Origin of the sequence: Methanosarcina sp. MSH10X1 (genome assembly GCF_004099695.1) — an archaeon.
Taxonomy (GTDB): Archaea; Halobacteriota; Methanosarcinia; order Methanosarcinales; family Methanosarcinaceae; genus Methanosarcina.
This window is the reverse complement of the sequence record NZ_SCHL01000035.1, coordinates 1-14,078: the sequence shown is the minus strand read 5'-3', so window position 1 is coordinate 14,078 and position 14,078 is coordinate 1. Positions and strand designations below refer to the sequence as shown.

Below are 14,078 nucleotides of genomic sequence, written 5' to 3'. Positions count from 1 at the left end.
TCAACCAGCTGGCAGTGTCTCATAGCCTCATCTACCCTGTTAATCCCTTCCGGAATTTCTCCTCCTTTAGGAATCAGTTTTACTGCAACAGGAGAAGTCGTGAGTTTAAGGCACTCTACCATTTCCTGCCCATATTTGTTTATCTCTTTTATATCCATATTCTCAACTCGGGTTTTGAAACTTTTATTCCTTCTGAGATAGTAATGTTATTTCAACATTTATTAAGTGTTTTTAAGAGCCTTGATATAAGCATTCCCGAGTTTGTATGTATACAGGCAATTTTCCACAGTACATCCATGATCTTCAATTTCTCTTCCGTATTGCGGATCTTTCCAAAGGAAATAAAGGGGTTATTGGGAAATTCACTCAAGTTTATCAAAGATAATTTCCATCTTTCCCATTTTTCGGGCAAGATTCTTCGAAATCATATCATTTTCAAGCCAGCAGGCATTCATTACCGCTGCCGGGACTAAACAGGTAGGTGTAAGTGGGGCTTCAGCCATCTTCTGGCCAATTACGGTTCCGGGGCCCCCCATGAGGTCTTTCATCTCCATATCAAAATGTGTGCCCCATTTCCTTAATTTCTCGCATGTAGTCTTAATATGTACGTGAGTATTCTTCCCTTCTTTTGTGGCAATTATTTTTGTTGTGTGTCCGCATATTGTGTTCAGTGAGATTTCAGTAACCATCATTTTCTCTCCTGATAATCGTTATTTTTCTCGCCTGAAAGCCGTATCCCTTTTTTGGGCATCAATTACTTAATGTAGAAATCAATGTTTCAGTATTAACCTGTACAATTATTTATTTACTTTATTTTTATATAATTTTAATCCTATTCCCCTTTTCTTTACGTTTATTCATAACTTACTTTCGACTTACTCTGGTTTCTATGCTTAAGATCCTGCAATCTTTGTTTATATGTCCTTTATCTTCTTTTACAGAGGCAGTACTTCCATTCAGGCAGGGCACAAAAATTGAATTTTTCTCTGGCTACCTGATCGCAAAGTTCTTATACGATTCTATTTGTATTGAATAGTCCATAGCAAATATGCTAGTTAAGTACTCCTGTTAATACAATTAATATATAATCAGAGCAATTACGCTACTGACAGGTATGCTTTTGCCCTGACACGATCACCATATCAGGATTACAGTATATTTACAATCGGAAAGTACAGAAATTATCATCAAGGATAAACATTGATTATAACTCCAATATATTATGAGGTTTTAATATGAGATGGCAAGGTAGCTCCAGAAGAAAAGTGACCGGTGGGAAAATTATTGCTGCCCGCGGGAAGCGCAAGTTTGAAATGGGCCGCGAATCTGCGGAGACCCGTATAAGTGAAATAAAGAGGAAGAATGTCCACACAATGGGTGGCAACAGGAAGGTAAGACTTCTCCAGTGCAATGTTGCAAACATAACCAATCCCAAAGACGGAAAGACCGCCCCGGCGCCCATTGAGACTGTTATCGACAATGCTGCAAACAAGCACTATACCAGGCGTAACATTCTGACAAAAGGCTCTGTAATAAGGACTCCTCTTGGAACTGCAAGAGTTACAAGCAGACCAGGGCAGGATGGAGTCGTAAACGCTGTATTAATTGAATAAATTTCTGTAAGATTTTCCCCTTAAACGGGGGTCCCTTATCAAATTCCTTACCTTTGTGCCGGTGACCGACATGGATGAAAAAATTCGACATATACTGGAAATCCTTGAAAACGATGCCCGAACGAGTCCGGAGGAAATCGCATCCCTTACAGATATGTCTGCACAGGAGGTTTCCCAGACGATCGCAAAACTTGAAGAAACGGGAGTTATCCGGCACTATAAGACCATAGTTGATTGGGACCTGGTCGGGGAAAACTACGTTTATGCCGTGATTGAGCTGAAGGTTACTCTCGAGCGCAATCAGGGCTATCAGGCAATTGCAGAAAGAATCTACAAGTTCCCGGAAGTCAGATCAGTCAGGCTCTTATCCGGGAATTATGATATATCCCTTACCGTCCGGGGGAAATCGATGAAGGATGTGGCTTTTTTCGTTGCAGAGAAAATTGCAACCCTTGATCAGGTACAGAGCACATCAACCCACTTCGTACTGAAAACCTATAAAGAAGATGGGGTTATCCTGCATGAACCTGAGACGATTACAAGGCTACCAGTATCGTTCTAATACGATCTGGCTTAAAGCCTGATTTCCCTTTCGATTTCACGTTTACAGTACTCATACAGTTTTTTATAGGGGTGTTTTGCTTGAGACCTCCATGCGATCCTTCTAAGTTTGTTGCCGACGCTGTGAAAAATATTCCACCTTCAGGAATACGCCGTTTTTTTGATCTGGTTTCCGGACTTGAGGATATAGTCTCCCTTGGTGTAGGAGAGCCTGACTTTATTACTCCGTGGCACATCCGTGAAATGTGTATCCATTCTCTGGAAAAAGGGCAAACCTCATATACCTCAAATTACGGGCTTCCGGACCTCAGAGACGAACTCACCAGAACTTATTACAGTCGCTATGGTCTGGACTATGATCCTTCGTCCGAGATACTCATCACAACAGGTGTGAGCGAAGCTCTGGATATAGCAGTAAGGACAGTGGTCAATCCCGGAGATGAGGTTATTATAGTCCAGCCCTCTTATGTGGCATATGTACCTTCTGTCGTTCTTGCAGGAGGCAAGCCTGTTATTGTTTCCACACACAGGGATGACGATTTCAGCCTGACTGCAGAAGCACTCAAACCTGCGATCACAAACAAGACAAAGGCAATTATTCTAAACTTCCCTAACAATCCTACGGGAGCTATCATGACACAGGAAGATCTTGAGGGTATTGCCGACCTTGTTGTGGAAAATGATCTGTTTGTTATCTCGGACGAAGTTTACGAGTGCCTGACCTATGGAAGCAAGCATGTCCCATTCTCTTCCCTTGAAGGAATGAAAGAGCGGACTGTTATGCTCAACGGATTCTCCAAAGCCTATGCAATGACAGGGCTCAGGCTCGGCTTTGCAATGGGTTCGCCTGAGATTATACATTCTATGATGATGATTCACCAGTATTCGATGCTTTGCGCCCCAATAACCGCCCAGATAGGGGCAATCGAAGCTTTACGCAACGGTAAAGATGAAATGGAACGGATGGTCAGGGAATATGATCGACGCAGGCACTTTATTGTAAGGGGCTTTAACAGGATAGGGCTTGATTGCTGCAACCCCAGAGGAGCATTTTACGCTTTCCCCTATATAGGAAATACCGGGCTCTCTTCCTCCGAGTTTGCAGAACGCCTTCTGGACGAAAAGAAAGTTGTTACAATTCCAGGAGATGTCTTTGGAGAAGCAGGTGAAGGGTTCCTGCGCTGCGCCTATGCTGCATCTATAGATGACATCAGAAAAGCCCTGGATAGAATGGGAGACTTTGTGGACGGCCTGAAGCTGTGAGTTCTGCCGATTTTCCCGAATCTCCTTTTAAAACTTTTATTACTCTAATTAAAACTAATTTCTACTCAAATTTAACCTGATTTTTACTCTAATTAAAACTGATTTCTACTCAAATTTAACCTGATTTTTACTCTAATTAAAACTAATTTCTACTCTAATAAACCTAATTTCTACTTTAGTAAACCTAATTTTTATTCTAATTAAACCTTAATTTATTCCATTTTCCCCATCATAAGCTCGTTTTTGTCTGATCAGGTTTTAGTTAGGAAATTTCTTCAAAACCATAACTTCTATGGCTGCCGAATTAGTTAATTATATATATAATTTCCAGGCTCAATTAGCTTGACGTTTATGAAACCCATTATTCCTGAGGATGAGCGTTCCAGAGAACCTCTTGATACTGATAGGGTAATTTACCACCCGGACATGATAAGAGCCAATGAATGGGTCCTGAGCGAGTATGAAGCCCCATACAGGGAACTCTGTATTTTCGTGCCCTGTGCCAAAAGGAAACCCTATCATGAAAGCCCTTCCCATAAAAAGTTCGACAGGGTGATTTTTGGGATTGCAAAACCTGAGGATGTACACATAGTAACCTTCGGAACCTGCGGGATTACGCCGAGGGAGCTTGATACCGAGTATCCTTTCATGCATTACAGTTTCATGATGGGCAAATGTAATGTCACAAAGATCAAACGTGATTTTATAAAAATGGAGAGCGAAAGGCTCGCGGCTTACCTTGATAAAACAAGAAATAACTACAAGCACAGGATAGCTTACTGTATCGGAGATTTCCGGACTGCAATGGAAAAAGCCGTGGAAATGGTTGATATAGAGGTTGTTATCGTTCCAAGGGAATCAACTATCCAGAAAATGATCCAGCCAGATAAACCCTTCATTTATAACAGCCTCTCCTCAAGAGAGTACCTTCAGGATCTCTCGGACGCAGTTACCGATGCTCTTAACCTGCCAAAAAGAAAAGTCGGACTTAAGGAAGATCTCTCGGTCGACGACACGGACTGGTATGTCCTTTAAGATTTAGCATCCTCCTTATCTTTTAAATATAAAGCTTGTAGTTTTTTCCTTCGATAATACACAATTTATGGTTATTTCCACTAAAAGTATAGTTAAAGAAAATATTTCCGAGTAGAATCCCCTTTATGTCTATGCAGGGTTTCTTTAGAGTACGATTTTTTAGTCAGTTTCATATATTTTCAGTTTAAAATATTTTTCTCTTCTTGATCTCAAAGCTCTGCACTCTTTCTCATTTATTTGCTAGCTGAGACGTATCTGGATCTGGTTTCAGTACTGATGCTCCCCGAATTATTTACTGTTAAACTAACAGTATAATTTCCTGATTTATTGTATGTATATACAGGATTCTTTTCTATTGAGGTATTACCATCTCCAAAAGCCCATGTCCATGCAGCTGGCGATCCGTTGCTGTTGTCAGTAAAACTGACATTAAGCGGAGCAAGTCCTGAGGTCGGAAATGCGGAAAAAGCCGCGATAAGGGAGTTTGAAACAGCAATATATCCCGTTTTTGTCAATGCGTTACTACCGTTTGCATTGCTCGCTGTCAATGTGACCGGATATAAGCCTGATTTATTGTATGTATGTGCAGGATTCCTCTCTGTTGAATTGCCTCCGTCTCCAAAAGTCCACCTCCATGCAGCTGGCGACCCTGTGCTCTGGTCAGTAAAACTAACCTTAAGCGGTACACTACCTGAAACAGGGGATGCGGAAAAGCCGGCAGCAGGAATATCCAGGACACTTGAGACCGCAATATAACTGGACTTTGTCAATGCATTACTGCCGTTTGAATTGCCTGCTGTCAATGAAACAGAATAAAGTCCTGGTTTATTGTATATGTATACAGGATTTCTTTCTGTTGAGTTATTTCCGTCTCCAAAAGTCCATCTCCATGAAGCTGGAAATCCTGTGCTCTGGTCAGTAAAACTAACAGTAAGCGGGGCTTTTCCTGAAGCCGGCGATGCAGAAAAGGCAGCAAAAGGTCCAGCTAAAGTACTCGAAACAGCAATATAGCCAGTCTTTGTCAGTGCGTTACTGCCGTTTGCATTACTTGCTGTCAGTGTAACATTGTATCGTCCTTGTTTATTGTATATGTGTACAGGATTCTTCTCTGTTGAAGTATTCCCATCCCCGAAAGACCACTTCCATGCAGTTGGCGCTCCTGTGCTCCGGTCAGTAAAATGAACAGTAAGAGGCATACTTCCTGAAGTAGGGGATGCCGAGAATCTGGAAACCGGACCATCTAAAACACTTGAGACAACAATATAACCGGATTTTGTCAATGCATTACTGCCGTTTGCATTACTCGTTGTCAATGTAATAGGGTATCTTCCCGATTTATTGTATGTATGTACAGGATTCTTTTCCGTTGAATATGTTCCATCTCCGAAAGTCCATTTCCTTGACGTTGGTGACCCTGTGCTCTGGTCCGTAAAACTGACAGTAAGAGGCATACTCCCTGTAGCTGGAGTTGCTAAAAAGGCGGTGACAGGGACAATATAACCGGGGTCCGATATCACAGTACCGCCTTCAGAACTCACATTTATGTAACTGGATTTTGTCAACGCATTATTTCCGTTCGCGTTACCTGCTGTCAATCTAACATTGTATTGTCCTGATTCGGTGTATGTGTACACAGGATTTTCTTCTGTTGAATTATTTCCGTCTCCGAAAGACCACTTCAATAGAGTTGGCGCCCCTGTGCTCTTGTCAGTAAAACTAACCGTAAGCGGCGCTTTTCCTGAAGCAGGGGATGCGGAGAAGCCAGTAACAGGAATATCATCCCGAGCGCCTGAGACCGCAATATATCCCGTTTTTGTCAACGCATTACTGCCATTTGCATTACTTACTGCCAGTGTAACATTGTATAATCCCGACTTATTATACATATGAACAGGATTTTTATCTGTTGAGGTATTTCCATCCCCGAAAGACCACTTCCATAAAGTTGGCGTCCCTATGCTCTTGTCAGTGAAACTAACCGTAAGCGGCTCTTTTCCTGAAGTAGGAGAAGCAGAAAATCTGGATACAGGACCATCTAAAACACTTGAGACCGCGATATAGCTTGATTTTGTTAACGTATTACTGCCTTTTTCATTACTGGCTGTCAATCTAACCGAGTAAAGCCCTGATTTATTGTATGTGTGTACAGCATTTTTATCAATTGAATTATTTCCGTCTCCGAAAGACCATTTCCATGAGGTTGGAGCTCCTTTGCTCTGTCCTGTGAAATCAACGGTAAGCGGCTCTTTTCCTGAAGCGGGTGACGCGGAAAAACCAGTGACAGGGCTATCTAAAACATTTGAAACAATAATATAACCGGTTTTTGCTAACGTATTACTGCCATCTGCGTTACTTACCGTTAATGTAACAGGATATAATCCTGCTTTGCTGTATGTATGTTCGGGATTCTTCCCGGTTGAGTACGTGCCGTCTCCGAAAGTCCATTTCCTTGAAGTGGGCGACCCTGTGCTCTGGTCGGTAAAGCTAACTGCAAGCGGTGCTTTTCCTGAAACCGGAGTCGCAGAAAAAGCAGCAACAGGAGCTTCATATCCGTTTGAGACCATGATATAACCGGATTTCGTTACTGCATTGATCTTCCCGGTTTCATTTAGTGTCAATGTAATTGAATATTTTCCGGGTTTTTTATACACGTGCAGGGGGTTCTTTTCCGTTGAATAAGTTCCGTCTCCAAAAGTCCAGTTCCAGGCAGCGGGCGAGCCTGTACTCTGGTCAGTAAAACTAACAGTAAGTGGCGCTTTTCCTGTAGTTGGGGATGCAGAAAATACGGGGTATGCCAGAGCAGTTACTGTGGCAGATCCGGAGTCAGTACCGTTTTTATTATTTACTTTAAGCGTTACTTTGTAATCCCCTGCTATAGGGTAATTATGTGCTGGATTCTGTTGTGTTGAACCGGACCCATCTCCAAAGTCCCAGTTCCACCCGTCTGCATTCTTCGAAAGATCCGTAAACTGGACAGAAAGCGGAGCATACCCTGATATCAGATTGCTGCTGAAATTTGCAAAAGGCAGCATGGGTTGTGCTGGAGGGGGAGTTATGAACTGACCGAGTGCAATAGGGCTGAAACCTGTGTTTACCGTGGCTGTAACCCTGTTTGTAGCTGTGTCAATTATAGAGACCGTTTTTCCAAGATCATTGTCTTTGCCGAAGTTTGCCACATATACCTTTGTTCCATCCGGGCTTACTGCAATTCCGTAGGGGCTTTTTCCGACTCTTACAGTACTTATAACAGTTTTTGTTGCGGTGTCAATTACGGAGACATCGTTACTGCCTTCATTTGCCAAATATACCTTTGCTCCATCCGGGCTAATTGCAACTCCCATAGGCCATTCTCCTGCAGGCACGGTAGCTGTAACAGTATCCGAACTCGTATTAATTACAGAAACAGAATTACTTTCACAGTTCGCCACATATACTTTTGTTCCCTCCCTGTTAACGGTAATCCCAGAGGGGCCAAGTCCAACTTTCACAGCCGCTGTAACCTTATTTGTGGCTGTGTCAATTACGGAAATATTGTCGCTGTAACGGTTCGTTACATATACTTTTGTCCCGTCAGGTGTAATTGCAACCCCTAAGGGGTTAGCTCCTGCAGGCATCGTAGCTGTAACAGTGTTTGTAGCTGTATCAATTAAAGAGACACCGTTTATATCACGATCTGCCACAAACAATTTTTTTCCATCCGGTGTAACTGCAACTCCGCAGGGGCCGTATTTATAGCCTATATCCACGGTTGCTGTAACCTCGTTTCTGGCGGTATCAATTACAGAGACAGTACCACGCCCCTCGTAGTTGACGTTAGCCACGTATATCCTTGTTCCATCCGGGCTTACTGCTACCCCCATAGGTTTTTTTCCTACAGGCACCGTGGCTGTAACAGCATCCGAGCTCGTGTTAATTACAGAAACAGTGTTGCTGTTGAAGTTCGTGATGTATGCATATGAAGGCGCAGGAGTACCTTTTGGCACAACATTTACCGTAGCAAGCTTTGAATCTGTACCATTTGAATTACTTACTTCCAGGGTAACGGTATAGATTCCTGCGGCAGAATAGACATGTGTGGGATTCTGCTTTGTTGAACCGGATCCATCTCCAAAGTCCCATTTCCATTCTATCGCATTCTCCGAGCGATCTGTAAACTGCACAGGTACTGAAAGAAAAACATAATCCGATGTGATATTACTGCTGAAGTTCGCCACAGGATAAACTGGTTGTACCGGGATAGAACCAATAAACTGGCCTGAAGCACAGGGGCTCTTTCCTACAGGCACCGTGGCTGTAACCGTGCCGGTCTCAGTGTCAATTACAGAGACAGAGTTATAATGGTTAATCACCACGTATACTTTTTTTCCGTTCGGGGTGACTGCAACTCCCATAGGACTGGAGCCTACGGGTATCGTGGCTGTAACTTTATTTGTAGAAGTGTCAATTACAGAAACAGTGCTGAAAGGTTCAGCGTTAATGGTGACATATACCTTTGTTCCCTGCGGGTTGACTGTAACTCCGGAAGGAATTCCCCCGAACTCTATTGTATTTGTAACACTTCCTGTTGCCGTGTCAATTACAGAGATGCTCCCACTACCGGAGTTCGCCACGTACACCTTTTTTCCGTCTGGTGTGATCACAATTTCCTCAGGGCTTCTTCCTACGGATACTGTGTTTACAACACTCTGTGTGGCAGTATCAATTATAGAGATAGTTTTATCCCCGTAATTTGTTACATATATCTTTTTTCCATCCGATTTTACAGCCACTCCCACAGGATTTCTTCCTGTATTTACTGTATTTTCAACGTTATTTGAGACGGTATTAATTACAGAAATAGTGTTACTGCCTTTGTTCGCTACATATACCTTTTTTCCATTCGGGCTGGTTGCGATTCCCTCAGGAGAACTTCCTGCAGGCACCGTGGCTATAACGGTATTTGTTGCCGTGTCAATTACGGAGACATCGTTGCTATTAGCGTTTGACACGTATACCCTTGTTCCGTTCGGATTAATTGCAACTCCCACAGGATCGGAGCCTACAGATATCGTAGCCTTAACTTTATTTGTTGTCGTATCAATTACAGAGACATTGTTACTTTCTTCATTTGTAACGTATGCAAATTGTGAGGCACCTGCAATACTCACCAGCATTAGAAAAGCAAGTGCCATTATCCCCAGAGCTTTAATGAAGATCTGTCCCCTACATGTTTTGTTAAATTTCATCCCTTTCATTTTAGACCCCTCAATATGTCGCAAACAGGTGCAACTATAAAAATGAACAGGTAAAGAAGATTTCACAGAACTGTGTAGAATAATTGTAAATTAAAATATAATAGTCTTTCTTCTATTAACAAAGATAGTAACAGTAAATTCTTTACCGTCAAAATTAAATTTTCGGACTGTCAGAACCTTAAGATTTTCGGCAGGGACTACCATACTTACAGATCAGGCTAGAGAAAAAGAAATATATTGTAAGCACAGTCAACCGCACCTGAAACAGGATTAATTCCACTCTGAGAATTAATTCAACAAAACACTCTAAAATTGTAGAAAGACCTCGATTTCATATTATTCTTCTTAACCGGGTTTGCTTTTTCTTTCCCACTGAAGCTTCAGAACTTTGAAACGAAGATCTGGCCTGCCAGAGGGCTACTATCGCCAGGATCAGGATCAAAACCATCCACATGATATCGGCTGCCGGTGTGAAAGAATTCGTCCAGTAAGCGTTATAGGCTTCCATAGCAGCTGCAGTTTGTACCCTCTCTTCCCTCCTTCTCTTCATACATATCTGAGGCAGGCATCCGAACCCCGAACCCTTCCGAAATCGGTAATTACGTACTTGTGCACAAGGAAATCTTTTTTGTAGATTCCTCCTTCATCGATTTTCTGCTCCACATCCTTCAGCATCCCTCCTGAAGCCAGTTCTATGATATCGAAATTGATGCTGCCCCTGCCCTGATAAGCGGGAAAGATTTATACCAGCAGACATAACAGAAACCAAATGTAAGACCTGCAAAAACCAGGATCAATATCGTTAAAGGCTCGAAGACCTGGAATGCAAATGAATACATCGGGAAGCCAAGGATTGCCAGGATCGGCACTATAATAATCCACCAGATTATATTTTCTCCAAAGAAGCGAAGAGTGAGCCCTGCATCCGGTTCTGCAATGTCAAGCCCTTTACCTGCAATTGCACTTTCAATACCCCAGCCGGTAGCAGCCATCAAACCTCCGAGGTATCCTATCCAGGGGACATTTCCTGCAGCAAGCTCGGTTATAACTCCACCGCCAAAGGTTGCGATTCCACCGACAATAATAATTATAATTCCGGTTGCTGCCCTCTTGCTGATCTTTCCTCCATACCATTAATAAGCAAGTATCGAACCTATTACAGGATAGGGAAGGGCTGTGACGGCTGCGAATGCTCCCCCAATAAAGCCCATTGCCATAAAAGAACCGAGAATTACTATGGGTCCGCCGAAGATTGAGGCAAGGAAGAACCATTTGGAACAGGGATGGAATTCCTTTAGTGTCCGTCCCAGTTCTCCGAATTTCCCAAGCACGCCATTCCAGAGCATGAGAGCCAGTATAACTGTAAGTGCATTAAATGCGGTAATAAGGGCCGCTGTTACAACAAGGGACACTGCATCTCCGCTCGTCCCGGCGATGGTGTTATTCATTTCATCGAACGGGTTGAGTACCCAGACAACAGTGCCAGGCAGATACCAGATGCCTCAGAAAACAGCACAAAAAAGTGTCCACATATACCCTTTACTGATTTTTCGTTTGCTTTCCTGCGCTTTTAAAGCTTTCAGATCCATGCCAACTCCTTCTTTTATTGGAGTTTTTGGCAGGTGTGCCGGGGATCAGGTCTGTATAACCTGCCAGTGATTCCCGGACTGCCTGCTATTTCAGGAATCAGACCTTGAGGGCTGCTTTTATTTTGCTGACGGCATCATTGGCACTTTCACCGTAGATGTCAGCACCGATCTTATCTGCCCAGTCCTGAGTAACAGGAGCGCCTCCGACCATGGTTTTTACCTGGTCGCGGATACCTGCTTCCTTCAACTGTTCTTCGATCTGGATCTGGTTTACCATTGTGGTTGTCATAAGTGCGGAGGATGCAACAACCTGAGGTTTGATTTCCTTTGCTTTTTCTACAAAGGTCTTAATCGAAACATCTCTTCCGAGGTCCACAACCTTGAAACCTGCAATGTTGAGCATAGAAGCAACAATGTCCTTGCCGATGGAGTGGATATCGCCTTCAATGGTTCCGATAACAACAGTTCCGAGGCTCTTTGTCTCGGACTTGCGCTTCTCCATTTCCGGCGTGATAACTTCTATACCTGCACTCATAGCCTCTGCAGCTGCAATCACGTGGGGCAGGAAAAGAGCTCCCTGTTCAAACTTTTCTCCTACCTCCTGCATGCCTGCAGTATATCCATTTTCAATAAGCTCTACAGGGTCAATTCCTGCAGCAAGGGCTTCCTCTGCGACTTCTGCAGCCATTTCTTCATCGAACTCGGTAATTGCTTCTTTTGCTTTTGCAATGATTTCTTCTTTGCTTGCCATTTTTACTCCTCCTTGATCTTAGCTCTCTTTGAAGGCCTTATCAGCCCTGTCCACGACAGCCTGCATATCTTTAAGGATGTCTGCGTCGATGGGTTTTACCTGGTGATTCTTAAGAACGTCCACCACTTTTTCATGTGCAGCTGCTGCAAGGTCTTTTGAGCCTGCAGCTGCCCAGTCCCCGAACATGCGCCTGTCAATAAGCATCGGGCTGGAAGGATAGTCTATAAGCTGCCTGGTCTGCTTCAGGGCGAGGAAATTGTTTCCAATGCCTACTTTCTGGATGGATTCAACGGAAAGAGTTTCTTCTGAAACCGGAACTCCCTGCATTGCCTTCTTGACCATATTAATAATGTCATTGTCAATCACCAGCTGCTCCATTGAGAAGGTCATTCCGAGCTCAAGCATTCCGGCTCCGTAAATGGTGTTTGCGCCTGCAAGCGCCGGGAAGAGACAGGTTATTGTTTTTTCGTGTCCTGCCTGGTCGTCCGGGATCTTGGCATCAGACTAGGTGCCTGCCACATAGGAGGGCAGGCCATAGAACTGGGCAAGTTTTGCGACAGAAGCGCTTATCAGGCCGAGTTCGGGAGATCCGACAGGAGCAGTACCTTTCTTCAGGTCGAAGGTAGTTGTGGAACTTCCATACCACACCTTGCTTCCTGGAACAGTTAACTGGGCAAGCACAATTCCGGAAAGGACTTCAGCGTTGTGGGTCACAAGAGTTCCTGCAAGATATACAGGAGAAGATCCACCTGACATTGCCATACTGAGCACATTAACCGGGATTCCAAAGCGTGCACCCTTAATAATGACCTGGCAGGCGTTGACGCTGAGTTCGAGCGGGCTGGTCGGGCAGAGCAACATTGAGAAAATGGGTTTTTTCCTTGCTTCCTCTTCGTCGCCGCCATAGTATGCCTTTACGATGTCCCAGTAGTAATCTACATGTTCTCCGACAGGGTCGATGTGGTGATAGTGTTTTGCGGTATTTTCTATAGGGGTAAGAGTTTCATGGACATCCTGTGCACCTTTCCCGGCCCAGTCCCTGGCAGACACCGGAAGGGAGAAATAGTCAATATTCTCAGCCCAGTCACAGAGCTTTGCAACGTCTGCGATGTCCTGCTCTACCGAGTCTACAGTGACATACTTCCCATCCTGGTACCGACACATCTTCACTCCTGTACCGAAACAGGTCCAGTGCACCTTACCTCCGGACTCCTGGACAGTATTGTTCTTTTTGTCACGGCCCCAGAGGACGAATCTGGAGGGTGCGAGCTGAAGAGCTTTCCTTACTAAATATTCAGGGATTTTTACAACGCTGGTCTTTTCATCAACTTCGCAGCCATTTTCTTTGAAGATCTGCCTTGCTTCGGGGTCAGAAACCTGAACACCAGGGTTCATCAGAACTTCCATGGTTGCATAGTGAATTGCCTTGAGTTCGTCAGTGGTAAAAAGGTTTAACTCTACGCCATTCAGTGCGTTAAATCCAGCAACTGCATTATTTTTTGCCATTTCCTCTCTCCTTATTCTTGAGTTTCTTCAATTTGCTTTAGTTCACTTTTATCACATTGGGGAAAGCCTGCATTTTTCTAAGGCATGATTTCACGGAAATGTGGGCAGGAATAGATTTTCTGGAATAGGTAGAGAACTTCTTCAAGAGTTTTTGATAAAACTTATTGGTTCAGGCTACGCCTCAAAAAGAAAAATTTGGTGCCCCCACATTCCTTAAGAACCTATACATATCTACGAGTCCTTTTTCCATAACTCTAAATGTTAGCCATTTCTCCCTTTTGCAGTTATAAGGAAAAGGTGCGCGGTTTTCAGTAAAATCCCACGCCTTCCCTGACTAAGTCCCCGCTGCTTTAATATCCCCATCTTTTATAATATTATTATATCTGACAGCATCAGTTATAATTTCTTGATAGCTTCCTCTAATTTTTGATAAAACTTTTTTTACCTTCCTATCTGTCTTCTGAAGGTGTTGCAGGAGTTTATCTTTATATCGAGCAGTTTTTCGATATTCATCTTTGCAGCAATA

The 14,078-nt window shown here is 43.5% G+C and carries 11 protein-coding genes and 2 pseudogenes; 4 read left to right on the top strand and 9 right to left on the bottom strand.

The window, feature by feature from the left end:
* Together EQO05_RS15050 and EQO05_RS15045 are read right to left on the bottom strand one after the other, a co-directional pair.
* A partial coding sequence (locus tag EQO05_RS15050) for a DUF169 domain-containing protein (RefSeq protein WP_240664779.1) occupies positions 1-122 on the bottom strand: 122 nt, incomplete at its 3' end.
* 240 nt (positions 123-362) lie between these two features.
* Complete coding sequence (locus tag EQO05_RS15045; RefSeq protein WP_240664776.1) at positions 363-692, bottom strand: DUF6951 family protein; 330 nt, start codon at positions 690-692, stop codon at positions 363-365.
* 543 nt (positions 693-1,235) lie between these two features.
* Between EQO05_RS15045 and EQO05_RS15040 the strand changes: the two genes are divergently transcribed.
* The 4 genes from EQO05_RS15040 to EQO05_RS15025 all read left to right on the top strand — a co-directional run bounded on the left by EQO05_RS15040 (position 1,236) and on the right by EQO05_RS15025 (position 4,472).
* On the top strand, positions 1,236-1,613 hold the full coding sequence (locus EQO05_RS15040; RefSeq protein ID WP_128507902.1) for a 30S ribosomal protein S8e: 378 nt from the start codon (positions 1,236-1,238) through the stop codon (positions 1,611-1,613).
* A 70-nt stretch (positions 1,614-1,683) separates the two neighbouring features.
* A complete protein-coding gene (locus tag EQO05_RS15035) occupies positions 1,684-2,175 on the top strand; it encodes an Lrp/AsnC family transcriptional regulator (RefSeq protein ID WP_128507900.1) in 492 nt (163 codons plus the stop codon).
* A gap of 80 nt (positions 2,176-2,255) precedes the next feature.
* Positions 2,256-3,437, top strand: a complete 1,182-nt coding sequence (locus tag EQO05_RS15030) for an aminotransferase class I/II-fold pyridoxal phosphate-dependent enzyme (RefSeq protein ID WP_128507898.1) — start codon at positions 2,256-2,258, stop codon at positions 3,435-3,437.
* 351 nt (positions 3,438-3,788) lie between these two features.
* On the top strand, positions 3,789-4,472 hold the full coding sequence (locus tag EQO05_RS15025) for a DUF5591 domain-containing protein (protein ID WP_128507896.1): 684 nt from the start codon (positions 3,789-3,791) through the stop codon (positions 4,470-4,472).
* Positions 4,473-4,705: 233 nt separating this feature from the next.
* On the opposite strand, the gene EQO05_RS15020 is transcribed toward EQO05_RS15025, so the two are convergent.
* The 7 genes and pseudogenes from EQO05_RS15020 to EQO05_RS14990 form a co-directional block, all read right to left on the bottom strand.
* Entirely contained in the window at positions 4,706-9,706 is a 5,001-nt protein-coding gene (locus EQO05_RS15020; RefSeq protein ID WP_128507894.1) for a PKD domain-containing protein, read from the bottom strand.
* A 331-nt stretch (positions 9,707-10,037) separates the two neighbouring features.
* The gene (locus EQO05_RS15015) at positions 10,038-10,256 is read right to left on the bottom strand and encodes a hypothetical protein (protein WP_128507892.1); all 219 of its coding nucleotides are present in this window, start codon (positions 10,254-10,256) and stop codon (positions 10,038-10,040) included.
* A complete protein-coding gene (locus tag EQO05_RS16170; protein ID WP_255420872.1) occupies positions 10,253-10,381 on the bottom strand; it encodes a hypothetical protein in 129 nt (42 codons plus the stop codon). Before EQO05_RS16170 ends, EQO05_RS15015 begins: the two co-directional genes overlap by 4 nt.
* 41 nt (positions 10,382-10,422) lie before the next feature.
* A pseudogene (locus EQO05_RS15005) lies at positions 10,423-11,295 on the bottom strand (hypothetical protein); the annotation flags it as partial.
* Positions 11,296-11,392: 97 nt separating this feature from the next.
* Positions 11,393-12,046: a B12-binding domain-containing protein gene (locus EQO05_RS15000; RefSeq protein ID WP_128507890.1), complete on the bottom strand. Its 654-nt coding sequence runs from the start codon at positions 12,044-12,046 to the stop codon at positions 11,393-11,395.
* Between the two features lie 18 nt (positions 12,047-12,064).
* Positions 12,065-13,552, bottom strand: a pseudogene (gene mttB, locus EQO05_RS14995) ([trimethylamine--corrinoid protein] Co-methyltransferase).
* A gap of 441 nt (positions 13,553-13,993) precedes the next feature.
* Positions 13,994-14,065 (bottom strand): hypothetical protein, encoded by a 72-nt coding sequence (locus EQO05_RS14990; protein WP_240664777.1) that lies wholly within the window; start codon positions 14,063-14,065, stop codon positions 13,994-13,996.
* Between the last annotated feature and the right edge of the window lie 13 nt (positions 14,066-14,078).

Bases quoted from the DNA above. Each gene is read 5' to 3' on its own strand.
- EQO05_RS15045 (WP_240664776.1), bottom strand. From the start codon at position 692: ATGATGGTTACTGAAATCTCACTGAACACAATATGCGGACACACAACA.
- EQO05_RS15040 (WP_128507902.1), top strand. From the start codon at position 1,236: ATGAGATGGCAAGGTAGCTCCAGAAGAAAAGTGACCGGTGGGAAAATT.
- EQO05_RS15035 (WP_128507900.1), top strand. From the start codon at position 1,684: ATGGATGAAAAAATTCGACATATACTGGAAATCCTTGAAAACGATGCC.
- EQO05_RS15025 (WP_128507896.1), top strand. From the start codon at position 3,789: ATGAAACCCATTATTCCTGAGGATGAGCGTTCCAGAGAACCTCTTGAT.
- EQO05_RS15020 (WP_128507894.1), bottom strand. From the start codon at position 9,706: ATGAAAGGGATGAAATTTAACAAAACATGTAGGGGACAGATCTTCATT.
- EQO05_RS15015 (WP_128507892.1), bottom strand. From the start codon at position 10,256: ATGAAGAGAAGGAGGGAAGAGAGGGTACAAACTGCAGCTGCTATGGAA.
- EQO05_RS16170 (WP_255420872.1), bottom strand. From the start codon at position 10,381: ATGCTGAAGGATGTGGAGCAGAAAATCGATGAAGGAGGAATCTACAAA.
- EQO05_RS15000 (WP_128507890.1), bottom strand. From the start codon at position 12,046: ATGGCAAGCAAAGAAGAAATCATTGCAAAAGCAAAAGAAGCAATTACC.